The sequence below is a fragment of the Actinomycetospora soli genome (assembly GCF_021026295.1).
In the GTDB taxonomy this organism is placed as follows: domain Bacteria; phylum Actinomycetota; class Actinomycetes; order Mycobacteriales; family Pseudonocardiaceae; genus Actinomycetospora; species Actinomycetospora soli.
This window is the reverse complement of the sequence record NZ_JAJNDA010000006.1, coordinates 165,170-176,692: the sequence shown is the minus strand read 5'-3', so window position 1 is coordinate 176,692 and position 11,523 is coordinate 165,170. Positions and strand designations below refer to the sequence as shown.

Below are 11,523 nucleotides of genomic sequence, written 5' to 3'. Positions count from 1 at the left end.
GATCGGTGGGGTGGGACGTGGGGGACACAGGGGCCGACCGGTGGACGACGAAAGCGCTGCTCGACGACGTCTGGGCGCGGATGGCGCGGCCGCCCCTCAGCGGCTTCGACCTCGCCGTCGTACGCCGCGGCGTGCTCCCCGCCGTGGCCAACCGGCCGAAGGCCTCCGTGATCGGCGACGCGATCGACGGGGGCCCGCGTGACGAGCTCCCGGGTCCGTCGCGCACGGTGGAGCCCGACCCGGCTCGCGCTGTCCACGACCACCTGCTCCGGGGAGCCGGCTCGGAGGTCCTCGGGCTGCTGCTGCGTACGGCCGGGCTTCTGGTGGAGGAGATCCAGGATCGCCTGCGCGACGACGGCGTCGCGACCGGGACCGAGGCACGGCGGGCCCTGCGCGGCAAGGTCGCCCGCCGGGTGGCGCAGACGTACGACCTGACCGGCGAACCGCCGGCGGGTGTTCTGCGCGGCCGGCTCGTCGTCGAGATCGCCGGAACCACGGCGGCCGACCTGGCCCTGCAGGCGCTCCGGCTTCCCGACGCAACCTTCGTGCGGCAGTGGTCCGAGGCCTGGGAGCGGGCCTGGGCGGCCCGCGGGCGGGCTGCGTCGGCGCGCTTGTCGCCGTCCGCCGTCGCGACGGGCGTGGCCGACCGGCCGCCGTTCGCCGACGACGCCCGCGGACGGTGGCAGGACGGCACCGATCGCAGCGTGCTGAGCCGCTACAAGCTGGTGTTCCGCGCGAACGCCCACGACCAGGGGTCCTCGGCCGGCCCGTCCGACCTGCACGTCACGCAACGGTTCCGGCACGCCGGCCCGGAGCTCGTGGCGCGCTCTGTGATCGACCGGGCCTGCGCTCCGCTCGGCCTCGCCCGCCCCGGGCACCGCATGGCGATCCGTTCGGTGGCAGCGGCCCTCGTCCCGCCCAGACGACCCGGGGCCGACGGCGAACTGCGCGCGTGGGCCGAGACCACCGCTCCGGAGCTCGCGTCCCTCCTCGACGACGGCCCGGACGAGCAGCTCGTCGGGGCAGTGCGCCGCCTCGCTGCGGCCCGGACGAGGACGGCGGACGACGTCGAGCGCCCGCGGTCCATCGACCGTCTGGACGCCGACGAGCTCGCGTCGGCCGTGGTCCGCAAGCTCTGGCAGTTCCTGGCCCAGCAGGAGACCGAGTGGGAGGTGACGGCGAGCCGGGCCGAGATCGCCCGCGTGGTAGGAGGGGCGTTCACGAAGAGCCTCAGCGACGCGCCCACCCGCCCGTCCGGCTTTGACGGCGCGCCGGGAGAGCGCACCCCCGAGGAGCAGGTCGCGGCCGAGGAACAGACACTCGCCGTCATGCGCGCGCTCGGGCCCGACGGCGTGCTGCGCTTCGTGGCCCTGTTCCGCACCGACCGCCCCGCCTGGCGGGCCTGGTACGACCAGCTGACGGACGGGGTGGCGGGCTGCCTGGAGCCCGGGGAGGCCGCGGCCTTCTTCGACCGTGAAATCGGAGTCGACGACGATGAGTGATCCCGAGCTCGTCGTCGACCGCGACGCGGACCGCACGCTGCGGATCGGTCGGCCGCCGGCGGCGCCGGCCGGCCACTGTCTGGTGTGTCTGGCCGGTGTCGACCTCCTCGTCGATCCCACGGATCCGGAGGGCCCGCCGTTCCTCACCGTCTGGGAACCGACCGTCGCGGAGCCAGCCCTCATCGAGCTCCTGGGGGAGCGGTCGGCGCAGGACGCGCTCGGGCTGGGTCCGGCGGAGCGCACCGTCGTCGTCGCGCGTCGTGGCGAGCTCGCCGACGGCGTCACGAGGGTGGCCGTCCTTCGGTGGCTGGGTGCGGCCAGCCCCGATCCGATCGCGGAGGAGGTGTGGCGGGTCGAGACCGCGCTCGCGGTTCTCGCGGTGGACGAGGTCATGGCGCCGGAGCTCGTCGAGCAGGCCCGGCAGGACCTCCTAGCGTCCGGGCCGGCCGTCGCCCGCTGGTCGGCGCAGGCGCGGGACCGGGGTGCCGCCGGACCGTGGGCCGACCTCGTCCGCGAGGCGGTGCCGGCGGCGCTCGCAGAGGCCGACCTCGACGACCCCGACGGCGCCGTCGCCGCCGACCTGCGACACGAGGACGAGCTCGCACCCGTGGCGGGGGAGGAGACGGCGTTCCGCGTGCCCGACGATCTGTCCGTGCTCGCCGACCGGGCCCTCCCGCTCGCGGTCCACGCCGGGGCCCCGACGGCGGGTCGTCGCACGGCCTCGGTCGACTGGCGGCAGGTGCCGCGTGGCCTGCTCGATCCCGGCGAGGACACCGTGGAGTGGGCGGTCGTCGGGAACTCGCTCCAGGTGAGCGCGCGGGCCGCGGCCGCGGCGAATCCCGGCGGGCGGCTCGCCTTCCGCGCGTATGAGCGGGGGAACCCGCTCCCGGTCGCCCGGGGGCTGCTGCGGCTCGACGGCGGGACGTGGGTCGGAGAGGCGACGCTGCTCGCCGACACCCCACGCGCCGACCCGGCCGCGCTCGAGATCGACGTTGCCGACGCGGACCGGGCCCGGCGTCCGCGCCTCGGGCGGGCTGCCCGGCGGGCACGGGCCGAGCGGTGGGCGGCCCGCGGTGTCACGGCGTTGCGCCTGGGTGCGTCGGGTGGCGCCCGGGGCGCGCTCGAGGAGTCGGTGCGGCTCTACCGCGCACTCGCAGGGGAGGCCCCGCAGGCGCGCCGCGGCGAGGCCCGGGCGACGGCGGTGCTGCGCGCGACGCTGGCCGCCGAGGGACGGGCCCGGATGGCGGAGGCCGTCGGCCGGGCCTGGCTGTCCCCCCAGCTGCCGGTGGACGACGACGACGTCGCGGTTCCCGACCTCGACACGCCCGGATGGAGCCGAACGGTCACCGAGCACCTCCTGCTCAGCGGCGCGGGCACTCTGCCGTGACGGCCTCCTGGCTGGCCCTCGAACCCGTCGGTGACGACGTGGTCTGGGCGCTGTCCGCCCCGGAGGGAGTGGTCGACGCGGGCCTGATGGTCGGCACGGGCGGACTCCGCGACGAGATCCTGGCGGCGGTGCCGGGAGCCGGCGGGAGCGGTCTCTGGACCGGCCCGTGGTCCGACCCGCGGCGCGAGCTCGATCTCGTCCGGCGGGCCGGGTCGGCGCTGATCCCGGCTGCGCTTCGTGCGCGGCTCGGACCGGACAGCACCGTGACGCTGGCGGTACGCGGCTGGCTGGCCACGGTGCCCTGGGACACCCTCGTCGTCGATCGGGACGACGACACCAGGCTGCTCGAGTCAACGCGGGTCGTCGGCGGGCTGCCACCCACGGTGTTCCCGGAGCATTCCTCGGCCGTCGTCGAGGGCACCGGCCACGCCGTCCGGATCATCGATCCCGGTCCGAGCTCAGTCGGGCGCATCCAGAGCGACCTCGCGGACTGGTGGTGGGACCGCTGCGGCCCGGAGGAGGACGTCCTGCCGCTGCCCGGCGGGTCGTTCGGCTCCGACGAGCTGGCCGCGAGCCTGGCGGGTCCGGCCGACCGGCTCCTCTACTTCGGCCACGCCGTCGGGGGCACCCCGGAGGCGCCCGCGGCGGCCGGGCTCGTGCTGACCGGCCCCGACGGCGGACCCGACGTGTTCACTGCACACCGCTGGCTGGGCGACCCCGCCACGTATCCCTGCCCGCCGCGGGTGGGCCTGGTGGCGTGCGGCAGCGACGACGGTCACCACGTCGAGCAGTCCGGCCTCCCGGTCGCCGCCGTCCACGCAGGGGCCCGGCTAGTCGTGGCGACCCGGTGGGCCCTGCCCGTCGATCCCGCGCTCGGCGCCGAGGATCCGGCGACCCGGCTGGGGCTCGCCGTCGACGCCGCCCTGGCCGCGCCCGATCCCGTGGCGGCGGTACGCGCCTGGCAGCTGGAGCGGCTCCGGGCGTGGCGCGCCGGCGGCGCCCGGGCGGATGCGCCCCTGCTGTGGGGCGCCCTGGTCACCTACCGCGCCCCCGAGGGGGCCCCATGAGCCCGGCGCCGTCGGAGTCGGCGCTCGCGGCGCAGGACGTCCTCGACCACGCCCGCCACCGGCCTGACGACCCCTTCGACGACCTCGACCTGCTCGACGAGGTCGATCACGACGAGTTCGCCGGGCACGTCGTCGAGCTCATGGAGAGCCTCGCGCCCACCGAGCCCGAGGTCGTGCGGGCGGTGTGGGGCGTCGTGGCCTCGTTCGTCGCCTCGCTCGAGCCGGACGCCGGTGCGTTCCTCGACGGCGGCGGTCGGGTCGTGCTCGCCCACGTCGAGGCCGGGGCGGAGCGGTGGGACCTCGCACTTGACCTGCTCGACGAGGCGGTCGCGGTGGAGCCGGGCCTGGCGGAGCTGGTCGCGGCGGACCGGGACCGCGTCCTCGCGGCCCGTGCGTGGGCGGAGGGCGACCTCGCCGCGGCCGCGACGCACTGTGCGGAGGCGGTGGCCCGGCAGGAGGAGGCCGGGGCTTGGGGTGCTGCCGGGGAGGCGGCCGCGCAGGCGGCCGCGGTCGCCCAGGCACGTGACGACCCAGAGGGCGCCCTGGCGTGGTGGCGCCGGGCCGCGGACCACTTCCGGCAGGCCGGCGCGAGCGGTCCGGCCCTCGAATGCGCCGGGAACGGTGCGCTCGTCGCCCTGCGCACGATGCGTGCCCTGCCCGACCGGGATTCAGCACGCGCGCTCGGGCTCGCCGAGCAGGGGCGAAGCCTGGCGGCCGACCACGGGTGCGAGCGGGCCGCGGCCGAACTCGCGTGCTCGGTGGGCGTCTTCGGCGCGGATGCCGGGCGCCCGTGGTCGGACTGCGTGGCCGCTTTCGAGGAGGCCCGCCGGCGCTATGCGGCCGACACCACGCTCGTCGGCGCCGATCGCGACCTGGCCCCCGCCTGGGTCGACTTCTCGGCCGGGAACGCGGCCATGCTGCGCTCGCTGCCCGCCGAGGCCGAGCCGTTCCTCCGGCGGGCGCTGGACGGGTACACGCGCCACGGCCGCACCGCCGACGCCCAGCGCTGTATCCGGCTGCTGCAGGGCGTGGTGGGCTTCGTGGCCGGGGGCAGCGGCCTCGCCGAGAGGATCCCGGTCACCACGGACGACCCCGAGCACGAGGCGGTGGTCCTGCTCGCCGGGGCCATCTCTGCCGCCGACGGCGGGCGGTACGACGAGGCGATCGAGCTCCTTGGCGGAGCCCGAGAACGGGCGTTGGTGGCCGGTAGCCCTGTCCGGGCCGCCATGGTCGACCTCGTCGACGCGGTCCACCGCCTCCGGCGCGGCGAGATCGACGTTGCGCGACGACGGCTCGCCGACGTCGACCGCCTGGTGGACGCGGGCCTGGACCTCCCGACGACGTTCCGGGACGGGCTGGACGTCCTCCGGCTCCTGCTGCGGGGCGCGCTCGCCTCGCACGACGGCGAGCCGCAGGTTCTCCTCGAGGCGCTGGCCACGGTCGAGGCCCGAAGTCTCGCGGCGGGGGCCGGGACCCGGGCGGCCTTCGCCGCCACGGAGCGCGCGTCGGTCCTCGCTCGGCTCGGTCGGCACCGCGAGGCCCTCGACGCCGTGCTCCCCGCGGTGCTGGCCCTCGACGCCTACCGCTTCACCCTCGACGACGCGGACCGTCGACGACGCTGGAGCCGGACGGTGGCGACGGCGTTCGGCGTGGCGTTCCGTGCGGCCGCCGCCTGTGGGGCCACTGCGGTGATCGCCGAGCTGATCGAGGTCGCCCGCGGCAACGGCGCACCGATCCCGCACACCGAGGAGGCCGGGACCTTCGAGTCGCTGGTCGCCGAGGCAGGCCGGAGCCTGCTGTCGGAGGAGGACACCCCGGAGGGGCGCGACGCCGACCTCGCACCGCTCGACGGCGCGCTGTCGGTGGCCGACGGCGCACGTCGGACCGTGCTCGGGGTGCCGCCGCGCCTGCTGACGCCCTGGGGCACGGTCGCGCTCGAAGCCGCGCTCGACGAGGCGGAGGGCTACCACCGTCCGCTGCGCAACGACGAGGTCCGGGCCTGGCGCATCACCTGACCGCCACCCGCCGGTCCCACGGGATCGGTCGGGACGGGTGTCGGGCTCGGACATCAGGTCCGCGGCCCACCTCCCGAAGGGTGGTACCCGTCGTGAACACCAGTACCAAGCACCGGTGGCGGCGCGGAGCGGTGGCCTGTGGCGCCGCCGCCGCCGTGAGCCTGGGGAGCCTGGCGACGGCCGGGACGGCCTCGGCTGCCGAGAACGTCCCGTACATCGGCCCGGACTCCACCAGCCTGGAGCTCAACGGCTACCCGGGCTTCGTCGGGAACTCCGGGTTCGCCGTCGAGTGCGTCCAGCGCGCGCTCCTGGCGAAGCCGGACGGCGACTACGGCCAGGAGACCTACGAGGCGATCAAGACCTTCCAGAAGCTCCACGGGCTGGAGGTCGACGGGGTCGTCGGACCCCAGACCGGTGACCGGCTCATCCCGAGCCTGCCGGACGCCTACAAGGACTCCTGCTACGACGTCATCCCGACGACCCAGGACCTCCGCGTGGCGGAGGTGCAGCCGATCGTCCCGGGGTCGACCGTCCGCGAGGACGACTTCATGTCCTGCATGAAGGAGAACGGCACCGGGATCGACGGCCTGTTGAAGCTCGGGAAGATCCGCAAGCTCTACAAGCTGCTCAAGGTCGGCAAGAAGGTCGACGGCGCGGAGATCGCCCGCACCGTGCCCGGTACCGACCTGATCATGATGTTCAGCTGCCTGCGGTACGGCCCGCCGAGCTGATCCGACGCGGCCGTACCCCGTTCGGCGGGGTGCGGCCGCCCCGCTCTCTTCCACCCCTCTCACGCCCGCGGACTCAGCGGGCGTCCTCGGCCATGCCCGGAGGAAACCGTGTTCACATTCGTCCGTCGTCTGCTCATGCTCGGCATCGCCTGTGGAGCGGCGATGTCCGCCCTCCTGCTCGTCCTCGTCTCCACCGCGATCCCCGCGCTCGTCGGTGGCCCCTCCGAGGGCGGCGACGCGGTGGTGTGCACCGATGCCGGTGGCGTCGAGGACGTGTGCCGCGTCAGCAACGCCGCCGACCGCGTCCCGTTGGCGGGAGCGCACGGTCCGCTCGCCGACTGCCCGCAGTTGCGGCCCGGTGACCGCGGCCCGTGCGTCACCGCCCTCCAGCGCCGGCTCCGCGCGCTGGGCGTCGACATCCCGATCACCGGTCGGTTCGAGGGGCTGACGACGGAGGCGGTCCGCCGGGTCCAGCGCGAGGCGGACCCGCCGATCCGTGACAGCGGCATCGTCGGGCTGCGAACCCAGCTGGCCCTCGAGAAGGCGGTGGCCCACCGGGCCGGCTCGTCGGACGGGGGAGTGGACTCGGGCCTCCGCATCGTCGCGGCGGCCCGCCGGATCATGGCCGGCCAGGCGCCCGACTGGCGGTCCGGGCCGGTGCCCTACGTCTGGGGCGGCGGCCACGGCGGACGGCCCGGCCCGACGACGGGTACCTGCACCGGCTATGAGGGCCCGAGCCCCTGCAAGGCCGAGACCGACCTCGGTCTCGACTGCTCCGGCTTCACCCGCTACGCGGTGGCCCTGGCGACGGGCCGGGACGTCCTCGGGCCGGGGAACACCGACGACCAGCGGGCACGCTCGACGGCTGTCGGGACGCCGGAGCCGGGTGACCTGGTGCTGTTCGGGTCAGCGACCGACACGCACCACGTCGCGATCTACCTCGGCGACGGCCGGATCGTCCACGCCCCGGACACCGGGCAGAACGTCCAGGTGGGGTCGCTCAGCGACTTCGACGACGTCGCCGGCTTCTACCGCGTGGAGAGCTGATCCGTATCCCCCGACGGCGCTCTGTTCCGGCAGAGAGACAGGAGCATCTCCGGGCGCCCTCGACGTCGCAATCCGCGACGTCGAGGGCGGCAGGTCTTCCGACGATTGTCTAGTGCACGCGAGCCGCTCGGCCTCCGTACCGCTTACATCCGCGAGCAGAGGCGTTGAAGGCCCGCGCCGCCTCGGACGCGATTCTGCCTGCGGCCGAGCGTCTCGCGGAGTTCCGGCGACGTACCCGCAACCCGTCGATGTGGATCAGCGGGCTGCGAACGCGATGGCAGCGGGCGCAGCCTTCGGGTTTGGCGACACTGAGGTCGCCGCGGCCGCTCCTTTCTCAGCGCGTTCGACGATGAGAGTGCAGCGATGCTGTGGTGCCTTCCGAGTGCGAGAACGTAGACGGGTAACGCGCACGGGGTGCGGTGGTAGGCGCAAGCAGCTCCGTTCACCCTTTGTCACTGACCGCTCGTCGCGGTCCGCCACCGTCACCCGTTTGCCGGGTAATAGTACCGCTGACGATGACGAGATGTGGTCAGAGCGCGCCGGGGGTCATCGATGGGCGCGCCAGACTCACAGGGGGAACGGTGGCCGCAGGTCGGCACCGCCTCCGGCTCAGTGGTCGACAGCGCGTCGTCGCGGCGTCGGTCGCTGCTGCCGTGATGGCGGCGATAGCAATTCCGATGGTTCTGTCGGGCAGTGGTGATGCACGCGCCGCCGCGGCAGTCCCGACGACGTTGTTCGTCGTCGACACCTCCGGGTCGATGGGCGGGCAGCGGCTCGACGACGCGAAGGCCGCGCTGTCCACCGCCGTGGACGCGCTCTCGCCCGGCCAGGTCGCGGGCATGCGGAGCTTCGCCGGCGAATGCGGGGACACGGGCACGCTTGTCACCCCGCTGAAAGCCGACAACAAGGCCGCGCTGCACCGGGACATCGACCAGCTGCAGGCGGGTGGGGGCACACCGACTCCGGGCTCGCTTGAAGCGGCCGCCGCCGACCTGGCTTCCGTGAAGGGGCCGAAGCAGATTGTCCTGATCTCCGACGGTCAGAGCACCTGCGGCGATCCGTGCCCGGTGGCCGCCCAGATCGCCCAGCAGCAGGGGGTCGGGTTCAAGGTCCACACGGTCGGGTTCAACGCGCCCGACACCGCCGAGGGCGAGCTCGCCTGCATCGCCCGCACCACCGGCGGCCAGTACTTCTCCGTGACCGACGCGCCCGGCCTGACCGGGGCGCTGGGGCAGATCCTCGGCACCGGATCTCCGACGCACGAGTACGTGGCGATCGGTGACTCGACGACGACCGGATTCTCCGTGCCGACGTGCACCGAGGACCGGGCCACGTCTGCGTTCGGCTGCGTCGGCGCTCCGCCGGCGACCCCGTTCCCGCAGCTCGTCGCGACACAGGGTGGCTCCGCGGTCGACGACCTCGACCGTGTCGGCATCTGGGGCTACACGATCCATGAGGCCGTCGCCGACCTGAACCGGGGGAAGAACGACAAGGGCCCGTGGGTCCCGCAACTCACCGCGGCCGGCCGCGCGACGAAACTCGTCACGGTCAACCTCGGCATAAACGACATGAACTTCTCCGACTACAAGGGCTGGCTGGCGTCGTGCGTCACGGTCAAGGTCCGCACCACGTTCTGGGGACTTCCCAACCCGTCCGCGACACCGTCGCTGGGTCAGTCCGGGAACTGCGCGAAAGCCGCCGAGGCGAAGGCAACCGCACCGGCGCTGCAGAAGGACATGGACGCGATGTTCACGGCGCTGGACGCCGCGAAGGCCAAGGGCGCCAAGGTCGTCGTCACGAAGTACTACAACCCGATCAACGACAAGCGGCAGCTGCGGTTCCAGCCGGACCGGTCCTGCAGCCTGCTCCACGGCATCGCCGGAACGCTCGTTGGTGCGATGAACACCCAGCTCGAGAAGCGGGCGACCGCGCACGGGTTCACGACGGTCGACCTCGCTCCGGCCTTCGTCGGCCACGGCGCAGGCTCGGGTGATTCGTACGTCTTCGGTTCCGAGTGCGAGGTGGGCGGTCTGCTCGGCGGAGCCGCGAAGGGCGTCTCGTTCGACTTCGACTGGCCCAGCCGGCAGCTCAAGGACGTCAGCTTCACCGACAAGAAGATCCAAGCCGCGTTCGACCCGCATCCGAACGGTAAGGGCACGCAGGCGCAGGCCGCCGCGGTGCTGGGAGGCATCAAGTGAAGAAGCTCGTCGCTGCTCTCGTCGGCGCATGCGTGATCGTCGGAGGTGTCCTCGCCCTCTCGAGCACGGCCGCCGCGGCGCGCGATCCCCGCGTCCCGTGGAACCTCGCAAAGGTAGCCGCGACCTGCCGGGCCACGGCGACGAACGGCGGCCCCGGCGTCGTCGAGATCGCCTCGGCTCTCCGGGACGCGAACACGACCGCCGTCATCGACGTGCCGTGCATCGTGCACCTCGTCGGCAGCGCCTCCGTGAGCCTCGCCCGGGTCACCCTGACCACGCAGACGCTCAACGTCTACGACCGTGGCGGCGCCGGGGCGCCGTCCGCGATCTCGATCGCGGACTCCAGGATCACCGCGACCGGCCCCGGTTCAGGCCTCCTCCTGGAGCTCGACGACGCCGCCGACCGCATCGCCGTCGCCGGCACCACGCTCGACGCGCCGGCCGGGGTAATGGTGCGTGCAGCCGGGACTCGGGATGGGGACAACAGGGGTGGCACCGTGCAGATCGCCCGGTCGACGATCCGTTCCACCGTGGCGGAATCCGCTGGGGTCACCGTCATCGCGGCCGAGACAGGGGGCGTCGTCGCGCTCGCGGAGACCGGCATCGTGACCCCTGGTGACGTCACCGTTCTCGCCGACCGCTGCAACGCGACCCTGCGCGGCAAGGTGCTCGACTGCTCGGTCGCGGCGCTCACACGCCAGCTGGCTGGCTGATCCGTTCGACGGGGCGTGGTGTCGCCGCCGCCGCGCCCCGTCAGACCCTGCCCGTCGGGGGTCGGATGGCACCACCGCTGGTGGTAGATGCCCGTCGACCTCGAGGCCGGCCCTGCGCCGGCTCCAGCCGCCTCGACCGGACCATCTCGCCCCGCCGGCCCGGCTGCATATCCCGATCGGCCGATCGCACCGCGCCGCGGCGCAGCCGTCCCCCGCCGGGTACCGCCGCCGGGCATACAGGCACTCTCCCCGGCCGCCCGACGAGGCCCGCTTCTTCTCCCGCGCCTCGCGCCGCGTGGGATCAAGCGACACGCGAACTCTACCGGCTCCTCCGGGTAGGTGTTACCGACGAGCTCGCGGGCTTCGTCGAGCACGAGCACCAGGCTGCGGCGCTCCACCTCGCTGCTGTCATCGGCCGCCCGGTCCAAGCGCGGGACCGGTCGGTCGCGGTGCGCCGCGACTCCAACACGACCGACCTGATCGGCGGACTCCGCGCAGTCGGCGGCCCCTCGTCGAGGCGCTGACGGCCCTGCTCGCCGGCGTGCCCGCGGCCGAGCTACAGCTGACCGTGCCGGTGCTCGCCCGCTGGTCCCGTCGGGTGGTCCGGTTGGGGATGACCACCTACGACCTGTTCCTCGAAGACGAGCGGGCTCCACCCGCGCGCTGAGGCCTGCTTTCACCTCGCGTGCGCGAGCCGCTGATCGCTACCGTTCGCGCCTTGAGGTGGTCCGATCGGGCTAATTGCTCACGTGCCGGTGTCAGGCCTGAAAGGTCAACGAAAGCCAAGGCACCCACAGTGACCGCGTCGGGGGACGCCACGCTCTGTGCCGATCATCCGCCCAGAGACAAGCTCTAACGGGTCC

At 74.0% G+C, this 11,523-nt stretch carries 9 protein-coding genes; all 9 read left to right on the top strand.

Annotated features, from left to right (window positions below):
• Positions 1-17: 17 nt before the first annotated feature.
• The gene (locus LN037_RS11850) at positions 18-1,502 is read left to right on the top strand and encodes a hypothetical protein (protein WP_230752566.1); all 1,485 of its coding nucleotides are present in this window, start codon (positions 18-20) and stop codon (positions 1,500-1,502) included.
• Positions 1,495-2,889: a hypothetical protein gene (locus tag LN037_RS11845; RefSeq protein ID WP_230752565.1), complete on the top strand. Its 1,395-nt coding sequence runs from the start codon at positions 1,495-1,497 to the stop codon at positions 2,887-2,889. The genes LN037_RS11850 and LN037_RS11845 overlap by 8 nt, the downstream gene beginning before the upstream one ends.
• Entirely contained in the window at positions 2,886-3,956 is a 1,071-nt protein-coding gene (locus LN037_RS11840) for a CHAT domain-containing protein (RefSeq protein ID WP_230752562.1), read from the top strand. Before LN037_RS11845 ends, LN037_RS11840 begins: the two co-directional genes overlap by 4 nt.
• The gene (locus LN037_RS11835; RefSeq protein WP_230752560.1) at positions 3,953-5,971 is read left to right on the top strand and encodes a hypothetical protein; all 2,019 of its coding nucleotides are present in this window, start codon (positions 3,953-3,955) and stop codon (positions 5,969-5,971) included. The genes LN037_RS11840 and LN037_RS11835 overlap by 4 nt, the downstream gene beginning before the upstream one ends.
• A gap of 92 nt (positions 5,972-6,063) precedes the next feature.
• Positions 6,064-6,702: a peptidoglycan-binding domain-containing protein gene (locus tag LN037_RS11830; RefSeq protein WP_230752558.1), complete on the top strand. Its 639-nt coding sequence runs from the start codon at positions 6,064-6,066 to the stop codon at positions 6,700-6,702.
• 108 nt (positions 6,703-6,810) lie between these two features.
• The gene (locus LN037_RS11825) at positions 6,811-7,749 is read left to right on the top strand and encodes a C40 family peptidase (RefSeq protein ID WP_230752556.1); all 939 of its coding nucleotides are present in this window, start codon (positions 6,811-6,813) and stop codon (positions 7,747-7,749) included.
• Between the two features lie 515 nt (positions 7,750-8,264).
• Positions 8,265-9,947: a VWA domain-containing protein gene (locus LN037_RS11820; protein ID WP_230752554.1), complete on the top strand. Its 1,683-nt coding sequence runs from the start codon at positions 8,265-8,267 to the stop codon at positions 9,945-9,947.
• Between the two features lie 248 nt (positions 9,948-10,195).
• Complete coding sequence (locus tag LN037_RS11815; RefSeq protein WP_230752552.1) at positions 10,196-10,660, top strand: hypothetical protein; 465 nt, start codon at positions 10,196-10,198, stop codon at positions 10,658-10,660.
• 541 nt (positions 10,661-11,201) lie between these two features.
• Positions 11,202-11,327, top strand: a complete 126-nt coding sequence (locus LN037_RS32465; RefSeq protein WP_255693992.1) for a hypothetical protein — start codon at positions 11,202-11,204, stop codon at positions 11,325-11,327.
• Positions 11,328-11,523: the final 196 nt, after the last annotated feature.